The sequence below is a fragment of the uncultured Campylobacter sp. genome, assembly GCF_938017775.1.
Classification (GTDB): domain Bacteria; phylum Campylobacterota; class Campylobacteria; order Campylobacterales; family Campylobacteraceae; genus Campylobacter_B.
In genome coordinates this window covers 1-21,140 of the sequence record NZ_CALIIU010000047.1, presented here as the reverse complement: position 1 = coordinate 21,140, position 21,140 = coordinate 1, and the positions used below count along the sequence as shown (strand labels likewise).

Genomic DNA, 21,140 nt, shown 5'->3' with positions numbered 1-21,140 from the left:
CGCAGTTGCGGTAAAGTGCCGCAGCTTTTATGCCGCTAAGCATTGAAATTTTGCGGAGCGCTCTTAGCCTGAAAAATACCGAAACACACAAAAGAGCAAAAATAATTCCGCCAATGATATAGGTAGCTGTCTTGTTGGTGCTAAGCCCTAGCATGCCGCCAGTAGCAATATCTAGCGCAACTAAAGTCGCAGGCACTGCCGATAAAAACAGATCGAAGCCGGTGCTGATCATCCCCTCTTTTCTTGCCTGAGATACGAGATCTTGCATACATAAGCCTTTTTAAAATTTATCCCGAAGTATACATAAATCGATGTAAAGCAGGAATTAAACAGCTAAATTTAAAATTTCAAAATTTCGTCGCGGCAAGCTTGCAGATTGCGGAATTTCAGGAATTCTACCAGAGCGAGAATAAAATTCCGTCGCGGGATTTTAAAACGGAATTTCACCTATGGATTTGCAGGGTAGAATTTCGCGGTGGAATTTCAAAATCTCAAGCGATAGCATACTTTCATAGCAGGATTTAAAAATCAGCGCGATGTCGAATAGAATTCGCCGTGAAATTCTAGAGCAAAATTTTGTAAATTTGCGAGGCAGAATTCCGCCATGAAATCCCAGGCAGGAATTCTAAAACAAAACTTTATTACGAAATTTTAAAGCGAAATTCCGCTATGAAATTTAGATCTAAATTTTAAAGTGACATTTTAAGACAAAATCCCGCGATTTAAAATTTCGCGCCAATTGATGAGCTACTTTATCGCGCCACTCGCACTACCTCACCTGCGCGCTGAAAATTTGCGTGATGCTGGGTATTTGCTCGCCCTCTACGTCAAATTCCGCCGTTTTGATCTGTACGCCGTAGAGCGAGCTAAGCGCGGCTTCGGTTAAAATTTCGTTGCTTGCGCCGTAGTTGTAGCTAAGATCATTTCGCAAGATCAGTGTGCGATCGGCGACTGCGAGGGCGTGGTTAGGCTGGTGGGTGGTAAAAACTATGCTCGCATCGCTATTTGAGCGTAGATTTGCGATGAGGCTTAGCACGCGGTCTTGGTTTTTGATATCAAGCGCGCTGGCAGGCTCGTCCAAAAACAGCACGTCGCTGCCGCTAGCTAGGGCTCTAGCAAAGAGCACGAGCTGCCTCTGCCCGCCGCTGAGGGCGTTAAAGCTGCGCTTTTGCAGATGGGCGACGCCTAGCGTATCCAGAGCGTCAAGGCAGATTTGAATATCCTTTTTGCCCGGTTTTGAAAAGAGCGAGATCTCGCGTACCCGCCCCATCAGTACGATGTCAAGCACGCTGTAATCAAACGCGACGTTAAAGCTTTGAGGCAAGAAAGCAAATTTTGCCTTGCGCACGATCTCGCCTTCTTTAGGCTGCAAAATCCCCATCATACACGACATTAGCGTACTTTTGCCTTGCCCGTTTAAGCCCAAAATCGCTAATGTTTGAGAGCTGGCAAGCTCGAAGTTTAAGTTGCGAAAGCAGAATTTTTCCGCCTCGTAGTAAAAGCCAGCATTTTTTACCTCAATTAGATTTTGCATTTTTGGCACTCCTTTTTAGAAGTAGGGCAAAGATCGGGCTTCCGATGAGAGCGGATAGAATTCCTAAAGGAATTTCGGCGCTACTTAGCGAGCGAGATAGATCGTCGATTGCCAGCATAAAGATCGCTCCTGCAATGAAGCAGGCAGGCATTAGCTTCACGTGGTCGCTGCCCGCGATGAGCCTGGTGGCGTGCGGCACTACAAGACCTACCCAGCCGATATTTCCGCTGACGCTAACTTGTACGGCGATCAGAGCAGTGCAAAGCGCTAGGATCGTGCAGCGCAGAAACTTAACGTCCACACCTAGCACGCGCAAATCATCATCATTTAGGCTGAGTAGATTAAACCGCCATCTTAGCGCGATTAAGACTGCAGAAGCGGGCAGGGCGATCGCGCACATCAAAATTACTTTATCATATCCTGCGCTTACGAAGCTTCCCAGTAGCCAAAAAACGATATTAGGCAACACTTCCTCATCGTCTGCTAGATACTGCACTAAGCTCGTAAGTGCGGCAAATACGCCATTAATGACTATACCTGCCAAAATGAGCGAGAAAATATCGGCGCGTGCTACGAATTTCGCCAAAAGATAGAGCAAAAATAGTGCTGCAAGCCCGAAGCAAAATGCAAAACCCGCAAGCCATAAGCCGCTCAATCCTAGCAAAATACAAAGCGCGCCGCCGAATGCCGCTGCAGTGCTAACGCCTACGATGTGCGGGCCAACGAGCGGGTTTTTAAATACCGCCTGCAAGCTCAAACCCGCGATAGCAAGCGCTCCACCGCAAAGGCTGGAGAGTAGAATGCGCGGAATTCTAACATCCATCATCACACTTTTGGCGGCTTCATCGCCGCCTCCGCTAAAGAGAATTTTAAAAATTTCTTCTAGTGGGATATGAAACTGCCCGCTAGCGAGCGAGATTAGCGCCAGCACTACCCAAAAAAGAAGTAGGATAAGGTTCAGCATTATTTTTGATATTTGACGCGGTAAAATTTCTCGTAGAATTCCTCTACTTTTTTATCAAAGTTTGCGTCCTTAAAATTTTGCGGATAAAGTTTCATCGCAAGCCATTCCTCACCAAGCGCCATTGCTTCGGCAGTCGGATGACCCCAGGCTTTAACGAATTCGGGCATTAGATAAATTCTATCCTCTTTCACGGCGCTAAGACCTTTTAGCGCAGGATTTGCCTTAAGTTCGGCAGGTACTTGAGGATAGCGGTTTTGCACTAAGATAATCTGCGGATTCCATGCTAAAATTTGCTCCGGCGAAACCTGCTTGTAGCCCTTTATATCTGCAGCGGCGACGTTCGTCGCACCCGCTCTTGCTAACATTACGCCAGTATATTTGCCGCTACCGTAGGTCGTAAGATCGGGATTTGCCATATAAACTCTAGGTCTTTTATCTACGATAAAATTACTAAATTTGGCATTTAAATCAGCTTGCGATTTTTTAACGAAATCTATTAGTTCAGCGGCATCCTTTTCGTGATTGCTTAGTTCGCCTAGAATTTTAACCCCCTCGTAAAAGCCCTCATCGTAAGCAGCGAAGCTATCGCGCTCATCTTTAAAGGTCGGATTTAGCTTAGCTTTTTCCTCTTGTGCAGAGCTGAAAAATGAAATGCCTACGACTGGGATTTTTAACTCCTCCATTTTAGCGATATATTCTTTGGGAAAGTAGTTGACCACTACGACCGCATCGGGCTTTAGACTAAGCAGAGCTTCGTAATTGACATCTTTGATATCGCCCGGATTAGGTAGGTTTTTAAAACTCGGTGCCAAGCGATTATACTCTTTGCCTAGGCGCTGCTCCCAGCTTTTTAGGATGCCTACGACCTTATCTTGGGCATTGATTTCGTTTAAGACATTGAGCGCTTCGTGGTGTAGCACGACGATGCGATTTACTTGATCTGGGATCGTGACCTTACGACCGAGCTGATCGGTAATCGTACGATCTGCAAAAGCCAGGCTAGCGCAAAGCGCTGCACCAAGAAGGATTGAGTGAATTTTAAGCATTTTTTCTCCTTGAAAATTCCGCGAAAATATGCGGGGTTAGAATAGCGGAATTATAGCCGATCGGCATAAAATCCAGATAAATTTTTATATAAATTATTTCATTTTGTCGTGGGAATTTCAAATACTTTTGCAAGTCGGAATTTTGTGATTTTACGCAAAAATTTTGCTAGTAAAAATTTCTGCCCTTCATATCTAGGCTAAGCGGATACTGCCCGGTACCCAGCGAAACCGATTGGCTTTTTGATTTATTTTGCAGGCGTCGTCCATAAATTTTTATTCCAAAGCTCCGCGCCCGAAATTCCTTTAATCCTAATCCAGGCGATAAGTTCTAAAATTTCAGATAAAAGGATTACCGTAAGTGCGGCATAACGGGCAGGCGCGCTGCCATACCACGACTTATCGACTTGGAATATTTCAAGAAGTTTAGGAAGCGCTCCCCAAATTAAAGTTATCACGGCGCAAATATAGAAAATTTTGCTTCCGCTTGCCTTGCCGAGCAAGTATAGCGTGGCGACCCGCTTCCAAAGAACGATGAGCGCTAGCATAATATTTGCGGTGCTCCAAAGAGCTATGATTTGAGATTTTCCGATTTCGGATAGATGCTTCAAGCCTGCATAAAGCGCACCCATTGCGCAATAAAAAGCCCCTTCGAAGGAGCTATCATTTTGCTGAAGGGCGTAATCCCAGATATCAAGACCGATATAATTTAGCGAATAAAATAGCATCGCACCCAGCAGGGCGGCATATATCACGTAGGCAAAAAACATAGCGCGATACGCGCTAAAGACTTTGCTAGCGGAGATATCCGAGATCATTTTGGTTGCCGAGAGTTTGAAAATCATCGAAGTAAAAATCACGGCGACGATTGCGGCTGCGGCAGCGAAAAACCCGCTCATCGTAATGCCATGCAAAAACTCGCAACAAACCCAAATGATCAGATAAGTGCAGATTGCCAAAACGCTAGAGGTTATACCGCGAAATTTTATGGCGTTTAAAGTATCGCGCTTCATTTTTTTGCCTTTGGATTTTTAAAATTTTATGGCGGATTATACTTGCGGTGTTTGAAATTTAGATAAATTTAGAAACTGCGTATTGCTAAATTTATCCAAATTTTGAAGTCTCGCGCCGATTTTAGAATTTGCGACATTTGGCGAAAGAGGGCGTTTGCTAGATAGTCATCCACCGCTAATCGGCATATGCTCTAGTTAAAATTTAATCCCTCGCGCTTTAAAATTTGAATTTCAAACGCAAGAGACTTTAAATTTAAGGATCGAATTGATCGAATTTTATTTTACCTCAAAAGCAAAAGACGCGATGATCGTCTCTTCGTCGCATTTTTTCGGATCCGAAAATGCAAGCTTATTTCTCGCTTTGAGTATCCATGGTCCGGGCTTTAGAGCCAAGACTTCGATTTCGCCCTTATCGTCGGTCATGCCATAAAACGCGCTCATATCTTCTAAAAATCCATCCGGCGCGCCTTCTACTGCAGTTTCTGCGAGCGGTTTGCCCTCAAACAAGACTTTGATCTTAAATGGCTTATTGGCTTTGAAATTTGCCGGATTTTCCAAAGGCACGATCTCTAAGCGCTCGCCTACCGGCTTGGTTATCAGATCGCCCGCCTGTGTATTGATGACGCCCTTTGCCAGCATAGTGGCGCGGCGGCAAAATTTCGCGTCTTTTACCGTGTCTTTCGTGCCGCCCATATGCCATTTGCCGCTTTTATCCTCGGTCCAAAAGGTCGGTTTATATTGCCCGGTAATAATATAGACGCCTTCTGGCTGCTTTTCGCCCTCAAATTTATAGTTTTCGCTCGTGCGCTTTAGCTCGATTTTTTTGCCGTTTTTATCTATGACTACGGGTATTTCAAAATTATTCTCCCTCTGCTTATCGATCGGCTCGCACGTGGCAAATCCATCTCCAAATCCGATCTGAACCCTCAGTTTGTCGTCATTTTGACCCGCAAGCCAAAAATCATGCGCGCCGGCTACACTAAACGCACCTAAAACCGCTAATACGGCTAAACTTCTTTTCATTTTATATCCTTTCAGGGTTGATTGATTTTAAAAACTATATCTGACGCCAAGACCGAAAGTCCTGCCTTTGCCGTATGTTGCGAGGACGTTACGGCCTCTATCTCTGATGTGCGTAAAATACTCTTTGTCGGTCAAATTTTTGACGTAAAAATACACGTCAAAGCCATCTTTTATGTAGCCTACTTTTGCATCCGCCGTAAAATAGCTCTTTTGAGCTAGCTTATTTTGAGCATCGAAGTAGGTCTTGCCTATCATATTTCCGTCCAGTCTTGTATAAATTCCCATCGGAGCGTAGTATGACGCGCCCAAAGAGAGCTTATACTCGGGGTTTTTCTCGATTTTATTACCTTTATTATTCGTGCCGTCTTTGTTGATGTAATCTCCGTATTTGGTCTTTAGCAGACTCGCGGCTAAATTTATATCAAGCTCCTTGCTCGCTTTTGCGACACCTTCAAATTCCACGCCCATAGATTTTGATTTATCGGCGTTTGCGGTCGAGTAGATGTTGGGGTTATTGGGGTCGGTGTAAAATATATGCGTGCCCTTGATGTCCATATAAAATAGCGCGGTAGAAAATCTCAAGCTCTCATACGAACCCTTTACGCCAATCTCGTAGTCATCGCTCGTCTGTGCGTCAAATTTATTATCCTCCCTGCTGCCGCCGGTGGTGTAGAAATTAAAGCCGCCGGCTAGATAGCCCTTCGAATACATCGCATAAATATTTAGCTCGTCGGTGATATCGTATCCAAGTGCGATTTTTGGCAAAAACGTCCTAAACGTCGCTTTCTCATCCATCGAAAACGCGGGCGCACCGGGATCGCGCCCCAGCTCGTATGAAAAATAATCGACCTTTGTGTGCTTTCTGATCTGCTGATACCTGCCGCCAAGCGTCGCATCAAATTTGCTCGTGATCGGATAGATGATCTGACCGAATACCGATGCCGTCTGCGCGCGGTTGACCGAAGGCCAATCCTCGACTATCGTCCTACCGCCGCCGTCACCGTATTGATCGCCGATCGGGCCGAAGACTTGTTTTTCGTTTTCGTAATAAAGCCCGCCGACCCATTTGAAGCTTTGTTCGTCATTGCTACTAAATCTAAGCTCCTCGGAGAAGGTATCATTTTTAGAATTTAAAAATGTAACTAGCCCGTAGTGATCAGGGTCGAGATAGGTTATTTTACTACCAAAATCCTCGTCGTAAAGCCCGTCTTTTTTGGCTCTACGAAAGGTCGTAGCCGAGGTCGCGTCAAATTTGTCAAATTCATATTTTAGATCTAACGCTCCCGAGCTAGAGGTTTGCTTTACGCGGGCGGGAGTTTCTAAGTTTATATGCTTGGCTTCGCTTTTTGAGATATTGCCAAATCTCGATTTTGGGATAAAAAGCTCGTCGAGCGAGTTGTCCTGGCGGTGAAAAAGATCGCCGTAAATTTTAATCGTAAAACGATCGGTCGGCACTATCTTTAAATTTAGTCCGAAATTGTAATTTTTCTTGTCGTTGGCTTTATCGCCGTTTAGATCGTTGATGATCCAGCCGTCCTCTTTGGACGCCGAGCCGGTTTAATCCTAAAAATAGTTTATCATCAATCAGCGCGCCGCTGGCTTCAAAAAGACCTAGCATGTATTTGTGCGAGCCGTATTCGGCGCCGACGCTGCCGCTCCACTCGTTAGTCGGTTCTTTTAAAACGATATTAATGATGCCGCCGATTGAGTCTTTGCCGTAGATCGCACTGCTAGGACCTCGCAAAACCTCGACGTGATCAATATTTGTAACGGGGATATAGGCTGCATCTTTGTTGCTTTGTGCTACGCCGCCGACATAGACCGTGACGGGGTTGGAACTCGTATATATCGAAGGATTGAGTCCTCTAGTACTGATGCCCTCATACATTCCGCCCACACCGGTAATGTTTGGCATAGTTTTTACCAGCTCCTCGACGTTTTTGACATCGCGCTCTTGTAACTCAGTATCGCTTACGACGCTGATACTTTGTGGCACATCCTTTAAATTTTCGCTTATTTTGTTTGCGGTAACTTCTACTTCACCGAGATTTATGCTTTGCTTAGTTTGCTCGTCGGCTATGGCTGGATTTGCGGCGCTCAATAAAAGTAGGGCGGCTGCAGCTTCAGAGAGAGAGAGAGAGAGAGAGAGAGAGTAAAAACTTTCAAAATTTAACTCCTAAAATCTGATAAAATTTTCGCGTTATTATATCAGATGAGATAATCATTGTCAATACTACTACAATATTAAATTAATGTAAAATATAAGCATGATTTATATTGAATTTAATGTTGCAAATTTAGATACAAAATAGGGCAATACAATAAACTTATTATAATTTAAACAAATACGTTCATAAAATTTATGGAAATGATGCAAAAATTAATAAAATCAAAAAATTCATTTTTATAAATCGTTTACTACATAGAAATCATTAAATAGGAAAATATATATCAGTAGTTCATCATTTTTCAATCTTTTGGAGCAAAAACACTATAATTCTAGGTATTTTATATTGAAAACTATAATTTTCAAGTAAAAATATAATACGAAATTAACGTATAATTATATGAATAATTTCATGTATTTTTGACGCATTTGGTGTTTTTATCAATAGTTTTTATTAGAAGAATTTTTACATCAATCTTATTTGATAATTTAACGCGACTTCAAATGAAATCAGTAGGACAAATGTGTTTTCTGTAAGAATCAAAATAGATGATATTTGAATTGGGTGGAAATGAAATTTTGCTTATGGCAAGAGTTTAAATTTGAAATATGAGAAGCTATCGCGCCAAGATGAGTGCCCTCTTTTATTCAATAACCAGGCGCATTAGATACATATCTTCGCCATCGATTACGCTGATTTCGGAGCTTTTGCAGTGCGGGCAAGAAAAGTCGTTCTGTGCCAAATCTCCGCTAAAACCGCAGTTTTTGCATTTTACGACGATTTCTTGGGTATGGATGATGAGATTCGCATTTTCGCAGACGGTGCCTACGCGAAAGACTTCATAGCAGTTTTGCAGATAATGCGCTTCCACGCCGCTTAATCGCCCTATTTTTACGTGCAGTTCCCTTATCTGTGGACTTTTTGAACTAAATGCATCGTAAGATACCTGTGGATTTGCACCTAAATTTTTATAAAAATCTCCGCTTTTGTCGTTTGAGTTTGTATCCGAAACGCCCGTATTTTCGGTATTTTTAAGGCCTGCGTCGGTATCTGCGAAATCTATATTTTCTTTGTCTATATCGTCGATGTCGAAGCGATTTTTATCGCCCTGTTCGGCCGCGCCTTTTTTCTTTGCTTTTTCGGCGTTTAACGCCTTTTCACATAGCGCCACAAGATCCGCTACAATCGATAGTTCATGCATTTTTCCCTCTAAATTTTACGGCTGCGCCGTATTCTATACGAAATTTTGTTGTAAATTTAAAACATGTTCTGAAATTTAGGCTTAAATTTGCTAAATTTGCACGCAAATTTAGCAAATCCGCGGCAATAGTTCGCCTTTCGGAAGCTCTAAAAATCGCTGCGATCCGTAGGCGTTTTGCAAAATCACTCGCCCTTTTGCCGCATGCGGAGTTTGAAATTGCCCCGCCCTATTTTCTGATACCGCGCCCGCGTCGCTCGCACCCACAGATCCATCATGTGTGCTAGGTTTAGGCGTCAAGGTGTCCTTAAATTCGCCTCCGCTGCACCCTACTTCGCGCACCTCGCCGATGATCGCGGCGTTCGCGTCAAATTCGCGCAGTATCTCAAGCGCCCGATCCGCCTCAGCGTCATCTTCTACGATCGCTACGAAAGTGCCTTCGTTTGCGAGCTCGTACGGCTCGAAGCCCAGCAGCTCGCACACGCCCACTACTTCGTCGCTGATTTTGATATCCTCTTCACGCACCAAAAATTCAAGCCCGCTGGAGCTTGCAAATTCGTTTAAAACCGCGCTGAGTCCGCCGCGCGTCGCATCTCGCATCGCTTGGATCTTCACGCCTTGCGAGATCAGCTTTTCGACCGCAGCGCAAAGCGGTTTGCAGTCGCTTTGCAGCTCGCTGCTTAGCGCGATCTCGTCGCGCGCTGCGAGTATCACCGCCCCGTGCCGCCCGATGTCGCCGCTAAGCAGGATTTTTGCGCCCGCTTTGATGTTTTGCACGCGCGCAGGTCGCAAAATATGGCCGATGCCGCTAGTGTTGATGAAAATTTTATCGCATTTGCCGCGCGGCACGACCTTTGTGTCGCCGCAAACGATACGAACGCCGCAGTTTCGCGCAGTGCTTGCCATTGAGTCCAGGATGCGTCGCAGCTCGCTTAGGCTAAGCCCTTCCTCGATGATGAGCGCGCAGCTTAAAAACAGCGGCTTCGCGCCTACCATCGCAAGGTCGTTGACGGTGCCGCAAACGGCGATCTTGCCGATGTCGCCGCCGTTAAAAAACAGCGGCGTGACGACGAAACTATCGGTACTGAAAGCTAGTTCGCTGCCGAAACTAGCCGCCGAATTCAAAGCAGAGCTTGCCGCGCGGTCAAAACCAGCCCCGGCGTCTAAATTTAGTATCGCGCTGTCGTTGTTCGCGCGCAAAATTTCATTATCAAACGCCGCAAAGATCGTCTCGTTGATGAGCTTATTCATCTCTTCGCCGCCGCCGCCGTGGCTTAAAAGTATAGTTTCGTTCAAATTTTTCCTTTTCGCTCGGTTTTAAAATTTAAAGTCCGTATTCTGCAGCCGAACAAGCCGTGCCGCTAGGACGACATCGCGTAAAATTTCAAATTAAATTTTATCCCGACGTTTTCGCTTCGGTTAAAATTTTAAATCATAACTTATTTTTAAAATTTACGCTCTGCGATACCGCGCGCGAAATTTAGCCCGCGTTTTTGACGTCGCCGTATTTATAGTACGCCGCGCACGCCCCTTCGCTTGAGACCATGCACGATCCTATCGGGTTTTGCGGCGTGCAGTGCTTGCCGAAGACCTTGCAATCATATGGGCTTTTTTTGCCGCGCAAAATTTCGCCGCAGATACAGGCCTTGCTCTCGGGAGCGCTCTGTACGCTGCAATCAAACTGCACCCTGGCATCCAGAGCCGCGTACTCGGGTCGTAACTTCATGCCGCTTTTTGGAATTTCGCCGAGCCCTCGCCACGGAAAATCACAAATTTCAAAATATTTATCTATCAAATTTTGCGCTTTTTGGTTGCCGCCCTCTTTTACGACGCGCTCGTATTCGTTGAAAACCTCGTAGGTGCCGGCATTTTGCTGCTCGACCAAATTTAACACGCCCGCCATTATGTCAAGCGGCTCAAATCCGCTTACGGCGATCGGCTTTTTGTAATCGCGCGCTATGCCCTCGTAGGCCTTTGCGCCGGTGATCACGCTTACGTGGCTGGGCCCTAAAAACGCGTCTATCTGCACGTCGGCATCGTCTAAGATCGCTCGTACGGGAGCGGGCACCGTTACGTGGTTGATGTGAAAAAAGAGATTTTTTAGCCCCAGGCTTAGCGTTTTATCGATCAGCACGGCGCTCATCGGCGTCGTCGTCTCAAAGCCGATCGCAAAAAATATCACCGTTTTTTGCGGATTTTCCTGCGCGATCTTTATGCAATCAAGCGGGCTATAAAGCGCTCTGATGTCGTGTCCCTCGCCGCGCAGCTTCTGCAAGCTGGTGCGAGAGCCAGGAACTCGAAGCATGTCTGCTAGAGTGCAAAAGATACTCTGCGGCATCGCGGCGAGCTTGATCGCCTCGTCGATGCGACTGCGCGGCATCACGCACACCGGACAACCGGGGCCGTGGATAAATTTAATATTTTCGCCGACCAGGATCGGAAGGCCGAATTTCATGATCGAGTGCGTGTGTCCGCCGCAAATCTCCATAATATTTAGCGGCTTTTTGCTTTTAGAAATTATCAGCTTACTAAGCGCTAAAATCAGCTCCTTATCCCTAAAATCCTTGATTAGATCCATTATTTACCTTAAATTTTACAGGTTTGCAAGCGTTTTAGTTTTCTGCGCCGGTTTTCGGCTCCATGCTTTCGTACACAGAGCCCTCTTCCGCCCTCATCTGCTTTGCGATCTGCTCGTAAATTTCGATACTCTCCTTCGCTCGCTGCGTATCGATCTTCTCCATCGCAAAGCCCACGTGGATCAGCACGTACTCCCCGACTTCCGCGGGCTCGGGAAGCAGATCCAAGCTCACGCCGCGGCGCACGCCCAGAGTCTCTACAGTCGCGAAATTATTTTCGTCGATCGAGATGATTTTTGAAGGGATTGAAAGGCACATTAACGAAATTCCTTCTTGTATTGTAGGAATTTCAGCCATTTCTCCACGCCCTCGCCGCTTTTACTATCAAGAGCGATGACGTCGGCTTTCGGATTAAGTTTGTGCACCTCGCGCACCACCTCTTCCATATCGAAGTCAAAATGCGGTAGCAGCGCGGTTTTAGTGATTACGACGCAGTCTGCGCGACGAAATATCACCGGGTATTTTGCGATTTTATCGCTGCCCTCGGGCACGCTTAGAAGTACTACGTTCAGGTGCGCGCCCACGTCGAATGCCGCAGGGCAGACGAGATTTCCGACGTTTTCTATGAAAACCAGATCCAAATTTTTAGTATCGATATGATGGAGCCCCTCGTGAACCATAAAGGAATCCAAGTGGCAGGTCTCGCCTGTGCTGATCTGATGGGCCTGCGCGCCCGCTTTTATGATGCGATCGGCGTCGCGGTTAGTCTCCAGATCGCCCTCAATGACGCCAATTTTAAATTTGCCACTTTTGATAGTCGCCTCAAGTAGCGTCGTCTTGCCGCTACCGGGGCTACTCATCAAATTTAGACATAAAATTTTATCTTCGTCAAAATGGGCTCTGTTGTGAGCAGCTTCCTCGTCGTTTGCGCTTAAAATTTTACTCATCACCTCAATCGTCTTGGCGTCATTAATAGCGGCATTTGCGTGAACGTGATCGTGCACGTCGTGCTCGTGATTTACTCCCGCTTCGTGGACGTGAGCGTGAGAGTACACGGTGCCGTTCGCGTGGGTATGGACATGCTCGTGTGTCATATTTGCGTGCGAATGGGCGCTCGCTTCGTGAGTGTGGCCGATGGAACAGCCGCAATCTTTACACATTTTTTCTCCTTGGATAATAAATTTTGCGCGTAAAATACCACGTTTTTGCTTTAAATGGCGTAAATTTGATAAATTTTATATCAAGATACGAAATCTTATGAAATTTAACAGGCTTGGAAATTTATGCGCTTCGGTTTTATCTAAATTTCATGCTTTGTTTGCGAAGGCTCGACGCAAAATTTTAAAGCTCACGAGTAAAGCACTGCTTTAAATCAAATCGCCTGCTTACAGATTGCAGAGCCGCACTCTCTAAATTTAGACCTCGCAGCTCGTAACGGCTCAAAATAAACTAGAGATCACTGTAGATAGGGGCGCAAAATTCAGGGCTTGCAAGCGGATTTTACCGGCGCTCTACGGCGTGGCGAACATCAACGCGGCGGCCGTTTTCATATCGATTTTACGCTAGCTCGGCTTTACAAATACGGCACGAAAGCGCGGCGCCTTATAAAATTTAGTCGCGAGCTGTGCCGATCTCGCGCCAATGCGTAAATTTAAACCCGCGGCAAGAGCGCTTTTGATTAAAATTTATAAAATTTCGCACTCGCCGCGCAAATTTAAACAAATTTTATTTGTTGCCTTACACAATCGCTGCGTTTAAATTTTAAATTTCACTAAGCGCCCGCAAAATCGCGCTTCGTAAACTGCAAAAGTCGCGCAGCCTGCGTTTAAATTTAGAAGCGCACGAATAGAAGCGCGCAAATTTAACGCGACGCGCTGTTTTCAAAAACATGCAAAAGCCCTACGCTTCGGTGATAACCGCCTTTACGAGCTTGGAAAATTTCACCCCTTTTAGCGCGCCGATTTTGGCGCCGAGCCGCTCGATCTTTGAAATTTTATCCCGCATCGTGATCTCCTCGAAGCAGTGGCGCTCGTCGATGTGGAAGTGGCTGGTACTGATGATGGTGACGTTTGCGTGGTGCTCGATCTCTACGAGCTGCTCGATCAGATCGCTTTGGTGATGATCGTAAGCGATGCAAAGCACGCCCACGCAATCATCCTCGCCATCTCCGTGAAGCACGCCCTCGACCATCTTTTCGCGTATGAGATCGCGGATAAACTCGCTGCGGCTTAGGTATTGCTTAGCGCGCACCATCTCATCGAGATCCTCAAAAAGCTTCGTCGGCAGCGAAATGCTAAATCTTACGGCGCCCTCTTTTTCCTCTTTTTTCATAGCTCCCCCTATTTCGCGTATTTTGAATGTAATTTTACCGAAATTACGCTCAAATAGTAAGAATTTTGGGCGCTAATTCGACCTATTTTTTAAAATTTAAAGCTCCAAAGCATCGTGCGTATTTTGAAATTTTGCTCGCGATTTCGCGTTGTATTTTAGTGCTAGCGCGATGAATTACCGGTGCTACGTTATTTTAAATTCTACCGCATCGCGATTTTACGCCCAAATTTAAGAGGCGGGCGCTAAATAGCGTCTTGGCTTGGGATTTGCGCAGTATCTAGCCGTGCGCCGCAGTAGAATTTTGCATCGATTGCCATAATAATGCGCCGTGACGCTATGGCAGGCAACGGCGCGCCGTTAAATTTTAAAATTTTAACATTTCGGCTGCGACATATAAAGACAGCAAGACGTAAATTTATTCGCTGATTTTGCGATTTTCGAGAAGCTAGCTGCAGTGTATTTTATCGCCCGTAGCGTATAATTTGAGAATTTACGCAAAGTGCCGGCATAGCGCAGAGTTCATAAATTTAGCGGCGAGATGAGACTAATAAATTTTACAAAGAGCGAGCTTGACGGCTATAATTGCGTTTTTTTTATGGACGAGCTTAGCGCGAAATTTCTCTTAGATACGCCGCGAGCTGTCCGTAGGCGATGCCGCTGTCGTTGCACGGGACCTCGCGGTTTAGATGAAATTTTATCCCTCGCTCGCGCAGCTTTGCGCACGTAAGATTTAGAAGCGTCGCGTTTTGAAAGACTCCGCCGCTTAGCACAACCTCTAGCCCCGCGCCCTCGGCGAAAGCGGCGATGAAGTTTGCCAAGCCGTTGATAAATTTCGTCGCGGCCAAGCGCGGCTCATCGCTCAAAGCCTGCAAAAACGCCTCTTCGTAATCGATCACGTAGCATTCGCCCTCAAAGCTCGGTGCGCAAGCTCCGTTTTGCGGGATTTGATCCGCATCGGCGGCGTTTTTGCTTTCAGAATTTATTAAGTTCAGGGCAGGCGCTTGCTTTATAGAATTTGCGGCGACGTTTGTATCCTTTTTACCGCCGCCTGCGATGTTTCGAGCCGCCCGCTCAGGCCAGTCTTTGCTTGCCGCATCGTCCGCGAGCTTTTTAAAATCGCCTCGCAACACGCAGCTGTTTTTGGCGCCGCTATGATTTTGCACATTCAAACCGCCCTGCTCCGCTTCGCGCCCTGTTTTATACCGCAAATCATCGGCGCTGCGCTGCTGCGAAGCGGAATACGGCGCGTTTTGGGTAAAATTTTCGCCCGCTTTTTTCAGCCTAAATTTATAGCTCTGCTCGCAGCCATGGATGTATAGGTTTTCTAACCGCATGCCCGCTTCGCCGTCGAAGCTGACGGCTCGCAGGTCGCAAATGACCGCAGCAAACGCATCGAACAGCCGCCCTAGCGAGCTTGAGCGGACGGCACGCGGCGCGATTTTTTCTAAATTTGCGACTTCGCTTACGTTAAATTTTGCTAAAAACTCGTGCGCAGCGTCCTTTGCGTTAAATTTAAACACGAGTGCGAGCGCAAGTTTGTAGATGTTTTTGATCGCGTTCTCGCCGCCGATAAGCGCGATCTCGTCAAATTTCGCGACGCGTCGGTAGCCGCGCGGATCAAAGACCATCACCTCACCGCCCCAGATCGTGCCATCCGTGCCGTAGCCGGTGCCGTCAAAGCAAAAGCCGAGGTATTTTTTGCCGCTACCCAGCAGATTGTTTTGCGCCAGATTCGACACTAGATGCGCGAAATGGTGCTGGTAGCGCACCACGGGGTATCCGCGCTGCTCGAAAAATCGCGTGTGCGAAAACTGCGGGTGTAGATCTGCGATGACGGCGTCGAACTTCAGCTCGTAGGCGCGCACAAACATATCCAAAAGCGCGAAAAATCGCTCATTCGTGGCGACGTTTTTTAGATCGCCGATGTAGGGCGAGATGAAAATTTGCCCGTCTTTGTAGATCGCAAACTGATTTTTAAGCTCCGCTCCGAGCGCCAGGAAAGTGCCTTTGAGCTGGAATTTGCTAGGGAAAATTTTCGGGTTCATTCCGCGAGATGTTCGCAAAAACAGCGCGTGATTTCGCAGAAGCTCACGCATAAAATCTCGCTTGGTTGCAGGCTCGCGCGGCGACATGTCCGCCCCGCATGAAAAAACCCCGCTCGCAAGATTGCGCTGCGCGCCCAAGCCTCTCGCGCCAGAGCTCTGCGTCGCTTCCTCTTTCGCAATATGGCTTAGTTTTTGAGAAACATTTTGTTTCTCCGCCGCGACGACGTCTGCTTTTTGAAGCAAATTTTGCTCCTTTGCGGCGCAGTTTTTTTGCAGCGCTTGGCCATTTTCAAACGGCATGCATTGCGGAGAGCGAGAATTTTGCGAGATTGATTGTGCCGCTTCAGACTTCGGCACAAGGCTTGCAAATCTCGGCACGAAGGCGATGCTATCGTCGCTCGGCGTTAAAATTTCGCGGTCATTGTCCAGGTAAAACGAGATGACGCCGCCCAGCTTCTCGCGTAGCTCCTCGCTGCTAAAAATAATGGGCTCGCCGCTTATATTGGCACTTGTGGCGACGATCGGGCGATCAAAGTATTCAAAAAGCAGCAGATGTACGCCGGTGTTGGCTAGGAAAATGCCGATTTTATTAAGGTTTGGCGCCACGCTTGGAGCGATAAAAATCGCGCCTGCTCTAAAAATCGCCGAAAAGCTTGCGGGCAAACGCACGAAATCGACCTCGCTATCGGAATGGGCGCCACGCGCGTCCGCCATGCACGCCTGTGCAGAGCATGAACCTTGCAAATTTATCGTCTGTTGCGGACTCGACTCGCTCGCCGCGCACTGCAAATCTGCCTTATTTGCAGCATGTCGCAAGCCCTGCATATTCGCCAAATTTTGCGAAATAGACTCGTCCGTTGCAAGCCAAGAATCAGGCTTCTTCGCCGCGCATTGAGAGTCTCTGTTATCAACTGCGAGTTGTAAATTTAAATCATTAGTTGTACGCTGCGGCTCCAGCCTGCCCGTTGTTTGCGGCGAGTTAAAATTTTTAGCCGCGTACTGCGAACCAGACTCATTCGATGCACGCTCTAGCTTGTTTGCTGCGCTCCGCAAATCGCCTGTAGCCGCGTCGCAGGCAAAACTGCGTCGCGCCGTTTTGCTGAAAATTTGCGCACTATGCAACCCGCCCTGCTCCGCGCAAACTCCAATATTTTGCATGCTAAAATTTTGCGCCGCGCAATTGCGTAAATTTTGTAACGCAGAGCCCTGCTCTTGCGCCGAATTCTCTTGCTCGCCAGCAAATTTCGACGATATATAATTTTCGCCTCGCGTCTTTAAATTTTGCGCGCCGAAATCCGCCGCAAAGCCAGCCTCTGTGCTCCAAACAAACTCGCGCTTTTTTAAAATCACGATCGGCTTGACGTTACAGTCTATCAGCGCCTCTTCCTCCGCACTTAGGCTCGCTGCGCGCCATGCTTGCGCTGCGTCGCGACACATGATCGCAAAGGGCTTGCTCGGGCGTTTTTTGAGCGTTCGTAGCATGCGTACCGCGCGCTCGTTCGTCGCATCGCAGACGATGTGAAAGCCGCCCATCCCCTTGATCGCGCCGATCTGCCCGCGCCGTAAAAGCTCTGCCGTGCGCGCTATCGCCTCCTCGCCACTTGATAAAATTTCGCCGCCCACGCCGCATAAAAACAGCTGCGGACCGCAGTGCGGGCAGGAGATCGGCTCGGCATGATAGCGGCGCGTGAGCGGGTCCGTGTATTCGCCGTGGCAGAACTCGCACATCTCAAACGCCCTCATCGTGGTGTTTGCGCGGTCGTACGGCAGCGCTACGATGATACTAAGGCGCGGACCGCAATCCGTGCAGTTGATAAATGGGTAGTGAAAGCGCGGATTTTGGGAGTCGTAAAACTCTTTTTTGCACTGATCGCAGATCGCAAAATCGGGCAAAATTGGGTTAAATTTACGCCCCTCCTTGGATTGCGTGATCTTAAAATCAGTAAAATTCTGCGTAAAATCTTGCGTATTTAGATCGGTGCGGATAATTTTATCGATACGACAAAGCGGCGGCGTCTCGCTGTGAAGGCGTTGTTCGAAAATTTTTAAAATTTCTTCTTCGCGCAGATCTTGCTCGACATTTTGCAAATCGCGCTTGGAATCTTGCAAATCCTGCGAGCAGAGGTTTTGCACGGACAAAGCTGGCGAGATAGAGCCCTGCTCGTTTAGATTTAGCTCGGATAAGTCGGGTAAAAATTTCTCGCTCGCTGCGGTTTGCGAATCGCCCGTCAAATCATGCGACAAACTCGTCAAATCGTGCAGGTTTGCTAAATCATTTGCTAAATCGCATGATGAACAAGCAGAATCATTCGGCAAGTTCGGTGCGCTTTGCGGAAAAATGGAGTTCGGATTTAAATTTGATCCCGTAAAATTTAGTGACGAGCTTGCGGTCTCGTTAGAATCCGCTTCAGTAGAATTTAAAGACCGAGCAGCCGATAACGATACTTTCTGTGCTTGATTTTCGTTAAAATTGGGTTGATCTAAATTTAAAGGGGTGGAATTTTTATCGACCGGGCTTTGTTGCGCCCCAAAAAGGTCTGCGCAAACGATGATTTTAACGCCCTCGCCGTCGTTATAAACCTCGCCTTTCAGCCCCAAATCCACGGCAAGCTTATAGACGAACGGGCGAAACCCGACCCCCTGCACTGCTCCGAAAACCTTGAATTTAGCCGCTTTCATACACATACTTTCATAAATTGCGCGACGCAGGAGCTGTTTTGCGAGCAAAATGCGCTCGCGGCGGGCGGACAAAGCGTTCCGGACGCTGCAAAATGTGCTCTAAATTTAATAAAATTTGATCCTTTGCTTCCGCGCCCTTTGCCGCTTTTTTAAAATTTCGCGCGATCTCATCTACGTTAAATTTAGCTTGTATGGCGCAACTACCGGCACCGCAATGCCCGCGCAACTCGCTGTTTTGCGGATAAGACTTTGAAGTTTTGCCGAAAATTCGCATATATGCCTAATCTAGCGAGCTTGAAGCGCGAAGCTATCGCTAAAGCTCGCGTCAAAATTTTTGCAAAGCTTAAGCATCAAATCCGCAAATTTGCGCCCGCCAAACATCGCGCCGCCGAAGATCAAAACGTCAAAGTCCTCTCTGCGCTCATCCGCCAAATCGCTTAAAAAATAGCCCAAACTATCGAAAAATCCGAACGCAAACAGCTTGTCATTGGCGCCTGCGAGCGCATAGCTCATCGCCGAGCGCAAAATTTTATCCGCTTGCACGCAGCCGCGCTCGTCCGTGCAAAAATCAAGCCGTACCCCTTTGCCGCCCGCAAAATCCTCCGCAGCGGCAATCAAAAACGCCGCATCGCGCCCCCAGATAAGCTGTGCGGCGACGCTAAAGATACCGTAAAATCCCGCATTTGCGCTTTTTAAAATTTCATCGATTTTCGCGGCGTCTACGTTAAATTTGGCGCTAAAATTTTCAAGCAGTTTCGTGCCTGTTTCGTCCGCGCAAATTTGAGCCCTAAGCTCGTCAAAACTGCGCGGCAGATCAAATTTAAGTAAAATTTTTTTGGAGCTTTCGCCATAAATTGCTATCTCATCGTCCGCATCCACGCCCAAAAAGCAGCGCAAAACCCGTTTTTTTTGGTCATTTAAAAGCCCCTTTTCGCGACACGTAAGCGCAAAAAGAGCGGAGTTTTTATCCTTTGAGTTTTTCAAATAAGCGCTTGCAGCGTCGCTTAAAAAGTCCTCGTTTTGCACGATCAAAAAGCCGTTTTGCAGCGGCGCGATCTTAAAAATTTTATCTTTCTGCGCCGCGCTTTCGCATTTTGCGCTTAAAAAATAGATTCCGTCGCTTACCAAAGCGCGCCCCAGCGCAAACACGAATATGTCGCCCGCAAGCTTTACGTCAAAAAATTTAGGCGCGTCCTCGTGGTTTTTTCTAAAGATCGCATTGGTTTTTAGGCTTATGAGCGGCTTTTCGAAGGCTGCGAGCGCGATTTTGCTCTTTTCATCGCTCACAAAAATCCCATCCAGCGCGCCCACTCCCGCGGCTATCAAAAAATCGGCGCTAAAATCCACGTCCGCTTTGAGCGTGAAAGTTGCGCCGCCGCGCTTAATCTGCACCTGCTGAGCATGAAATAAGTTTATGCGGCAAAACTCCAGCAAGCGGGCAAAATTCTCCCTGTTTACCGCTTCAAATTTCCCCTCATAAAGCACGCTAGCGCCGCTTATTATTTCGAATTCGTTTTGAGACGGCTCGGCGTGAGCGAGGTATTCTTTCATCACTCGCGGGGTAAAATTATTAAATTTAGCCTGACTGGCTGCGTTTGAAATTTCATCCTCTAAAAATTTGCTTAAATCGCCCGAGGAGGTATCTTCAAACGTGCCGTTAAATTTCAGCGTTTTTGCTTCGACACCGTCCTCGTCCACCACGCGCACGGAGGATTTTGCCAAAAATATAGAGTTTGGAATCAGAGGCATCGCCTCGTCGCTAAATTTTAAAATTTCATCCTCGCCGCCGCGCACGAAAAGGCTTATTAAGCTCGCCTCTTTTTTCAGGCAAAACTCCAGCGTGCTTTTGCGGGCATAAAACAGCAAAAAGTGCGCTATCAGCGCGTTTTCATTAAGGTATTTAAACTCATATGCTACTATCATCTCGCCCCCTTTTTGCAAATCGATCCGCGATATCTTGGGCGCTGAGATCAGCGATTTTTTCATGCGCGAAACCAAGATCCGATAGGTACTTAAGCGCCGTTTTTTCCATGGTTTTTGAGGACTCTAAAATCACGGAGCTTAGCTTAAAGCTCGCCTCCTCGATGCGCCGCGGCACGACCGCTAGAATTTTAACGTGAGGCAGATCGCTGCAAAGATCCATCATCTGCAGGGTTTGAAGCATTTCGACCTCATGCGCCGAACCGCTCCAACTGATCTGCTTAGGCATCGCGTCGTAGTCGAAAAAATACACCTCGCCGCCCTTTGCGCCGTCCGCGTCTATGCAATCGACGAGCAAAATTTCATCAAATTCTGCCATTGTAGGCATCAAAAAGCTAGCTAGCGTCCCGCCGTCGATAAATCGGACCTGATCCGCGCTCCGGCCCGGCGCGGCGGAATTTTCGGCAACGGGGTCCGCATTGATAGAGCTTTGTGCTGCGGAATTTATGACGGAATTCTGTGAAGTAGAATTTAAAGCGGAATTCTGCTTTGTAGAATGTTCTGAAGTAGAATTTCGGTCTAAATTTGCTGCTGCGAAATTTTGCTCGGAGATAGAATTCTCACCTGCAGAATTTTGCGAGGAGTC

General features: G+C 47.1%; 17 protein-coding genes and 3 pseudogenes. All 20 read right to left on the bottom strand.

The annotated features are described in order from the left end of the window. A partial coding sequence (locus Q0537_RS07135) for a hypothetical protein (protein ID WP_299226485.1) occupies positions 1-268 on the bottom strand: 268 nt, incomplete at its 3' end. Between the two features lie 501 nt (positions 269-769). Then, positions 770-1,534, bottom strand: a complete 765-nt coding sequence (locus Q0537_RS07130; protein ID WP_299226482.1) for an ABC transporter ATP-binding protein — start codon at positions 1,532-1,534, stop codon at positions 770-772. Beyond that, on the bottom strand, positions 1,518-2,498 hold the full coding sequence (locus Q0537_RS07125; RefSeq protein ID WP_291937156.1) for an iron ABC transporter permease: 981 nt from the start codon (positions 2,496-2,498) through the stop codon (positions 1,518-1,520). Before Q0537_RS07125 ends, Q0537_RS07130 begins: the two co-directional genes overlap by 17 nt. After that, the gene (locus Q0537_RS07120; protein WP_299226479.1) at positions 2,498-3,544 is read right to left on the bottom strand and encodes an ABC transporter substrate-binding protein; all 1,047 of its coding nucleotides are present in this window, start codon (positions 3,542-3,544) and stop codon (positions 2,498-2,500) included. Before Q0537_RS07120 ends, Q0537_RS07125 begins: the two co-directional genes overlap by 1 nt. 245 nt (positions 3,545-3,789) lie before the next feature. Next, entirely contained in the window at positions 3,790-4,554 is a 765-nt protein-coding gene (locus Q0537_RS07115) for a hypothetical protein (protein WP_299226476.1), read from the bottom strand. A gap of 276 nt (positions 4,555-4,830) precedes the next feature. Continuing rightward, positions 4,831-5,577 carry a DUF4198 domain-containing protein gene (locus Q0537_RS07110; RefSeq protein ID WP_299226473.1) on the bottom strand — a complete coding sequence of 249 codons (747 nt, stop codon included), beginning with the start codon at positions 5,575-5,577 and terminating at the stop codon, positions 4,831-4,833. Positions 5,578-5,604: 27 nt separating this feature from the next. Beyond that, positions 5,605-7,032, bottom strand: a complete 1,428-nt coding sequence (locus Q0537_RS07105) for a TonB-dependent receptor (protein ID WP_299226470.1) — start codon at positions 7,030-7,032, stop codon at positions 5,605-5,607. A gap of 46 nt (positions 7,033-7,078) precedes the next feature. Further along, positions 7,079-7,678 carry a TonB-dependent receptor plug domain-containing protein gene (locus Q0537_RS07100; RefSeq protein WP_299226467.1) on the bottom strand — a complete coding sequence of 200 codons (600 nt, stop codon included), beginning with the start codon at positions 7,676-7,678 and terminating at the stop codon, positions 7,079-7,081. Positions 7,679-8,388: 710 nt separating this feature from the next. Then, entirely contained in the window at positions 8,389-8,946 is a 558-nt protein-coding gene (locus Q0537_RS07095; RefSeq protein WP_299226464.1) for a hydrogenase maturation nickel metallochaperone HypA, read from the bottom strand. A 108-nt stretch (positions 8,947-9,054) separates the two neighbouring features. After that, positions 9,055-10,239: a hydrogenase expression/formation protein HypE gene (hypE, locus tag Q0537_RS07090; protein WP_299226461.1), complete on the bottom strand. Its 1,185-nt coding sequence runs from the start codon at positions 10,237-10,239 to the stop codon at positions 9,055-9,057. Between the two features lie 184 nt (positions 10,240-10,423). Beyond that, positions 10,424-11,521, bottom strand: coding sequence for a hydrogenase formation protein HypD (hypD, locus tag Q0537_RS07085; RefSeq protein WP_299226458.1), 1,098 nt, complete (start codon positions 11,519-11,521; stop codon positions 10,424-10,426). Positions 11,522-11,555: 34 nt separating this feature from the next. After that, on the bottom strand, positions 11,556-11,837 hold the full coding sequence (locus Q0537_RS07080) for a HypC/HybG/HupF family hydrogenase formation chaperone (protein ID WP_299226455.1): 282 nt from the start codon (positions 11,835-11,837) through the stop codon (positions 11,556-11,558). After that, positions 11,837-12,679 carry a hydrogenase nickel incorporation protein HypB gene (hypB, locus tag Q0537_RS07075; RefSeq protein WP_299226452.1) on the bottom strand — a complete coding sequence of 281 codons (843 nt, stop codon included), beginning with the start codon at positions 12,677-12,679 and terminating at the stop codon, positions 11,837-11,839. The genes Q0537_RS07080 and hypB overlap by 1 nt, the downstream gene beginning before the upstream one ends. 739 nt (positions 12,680-13,418) lie before the next feature. Then, the gene (gene nikR / locus Q0537_RS07070) at positions 13,419-13,850 is read right to left on the bottom strand and encodes a nickel-responsive transcriptional regulator NikR (protein WP_297996206.1); all 432 of its coding nucleotides are present in this window, start codon (positions 13,848-13,850) and stop codon (positions 13,419-13,421) included. Positions 13,851-14,455: 605 nt separating this feature from the next. After that, positions 14,456-15,844 (bottom strand): annotated as a pseudogene (locus Q0537_RS07065) (hypothetical protein); the annotation flags it as partial. A gap of 426 nt (positions 15,845-16,270) precedes the next feature. Further along, positions 16,271-16,546, bottom strand: a pseudogene (locus Q0537_RS07060) (Sua5/YciO/YrdC/YwlC family protein); the annotation flags it as partial. Between the two features lie 693 nt (positions 16,547-17,239). Further along, positions 17,240-18,574, bottom strand: a pseudogene (locus Q0537_RS07055) (Sua5/YciO/YrdC/YwlC family protein); the annotation flags it as partial. Between the two features lie 10 nt (positions 18,575-18,584). Then, positions 18,585-18,848 carry a hypothetical protein gene (locus Q0537_RS07050; protein ID WP_299226448.1) on the bottom strand — a complete coding sequence of 88 codons (264 nt, stop codon included), beginning with the start codon at positions 18,846-18,848 and terminating at the stop codon, positions 18,585-18,587. Positions 18,849-18,859: 11 nt separating this feature from the next. Further along, positions 18,860-20,497 carry a hypothetical protein gene (locus Q0537_RS07045; RefSeq protein ID WP_299226444.1) on the bottom strand — a complete coding sequence of 546 codons (1,638 nt, stop codon included), beginning with the start codon at positions 20,495-20,497 and terminating at the stop codon, positions 18,860-18,862. Beyond that, on the bottom strand, positions 20,481-21,140 hold a 660-nt coding region (locus tag Q0537_RS07040; protein ID WP_299226441.1), incomplete at its 5' end, for a hydrogenase maturation protease. The genes Q0537_RS07045 and Q0537_RS07040, both read right to left, overlap by 17 nt.

Bases quoted from the DNA above. Each gene is read 5' to 3' on its own strand.
- Q0537_RS07045 (WP_299226444.1), bottom strand. From the start codon at position 20,497: ATGATAGTAGCATATGAGTTTAAATACCTTAATGAAAACGCGCTGATA.
- Q0537_RS07050 (WP_299226448.1), bottom strand. From the start codon at position 18,848: ATGCGAATTTTCGGCAAAACTTCAAAGTCTTATCCGCAAAACAGCGAG.
- Q0537_RS07095 (WP_299226464.1), bottom strand. From the start codon at position 8,946: ATGCATGAACTATCGATTGTAGCGGATCTTGTGGCGCTATGTGAAAAG.
- nikR (WP_297996206.1), bottom strand. From the start codon at position 13,850: ATGAAAAAAGAGGAAAAAGAGGGCGCCGTAAGATTTAGCATTTCGCTG.
- Q0537_RS07115 (WP_299226476.1), bottom strand. From the start codon at position 4,554: ATGAAGCGCGATACTTTAAACGCCATAAAATTTCGCGGTATAACCTCT.
- Q0537_RS07110 (WP_299226473.1), bottom strand. From the start codon at position 5,577: ATGAAAAGAAGTTTAGCCGTATTAGCGGTTTTAGGTGCGTTTAGTGTA.
- Q0537_RS07120 (WP_299226479.1), bottom strand. From the start codon at position 3,544: ATGCTTAAAATTCACTCAATCCTTCTTGGTGCAGCGCTTTGCGCTAGC.
- hypB (WP_299226452.1), bottom strand. From the start codon at position 12,679: ATGTGTAAAGATTGCGGCTGTTCCATCGGCCACACTCACGAAGCGAGC.
- Q0537_RS07130 (WP_299226482.1), bottom strand. From the start codon at position 1,534: ATGCAAAATCTAATTGAGGTAAAAAATGCTGGCTTTTACTACGAGGCG.
- Q0537_RS07125 (WP_291937156.1), bottom strand. From the start codon at position 2,498: ATGCTGAACCTTATCCTACTTCTTTTTTGGGTAGTGCTGGCGCTAATC.
- hypD (WP_299226458.1), bottom strand. From the start codon at position 11,521: ATGGATCTAATCAAGGATTTTAGGGATAAGGAGCTGATTTTAGCGCTT.
- Q0537_RS07080 (WP_299226455.1), bottom strand. From the start codon at position 11,837: ATGTGCCTTTCAATCCCTTCAAAAATCATCTCGATCGACGAAAATAAT.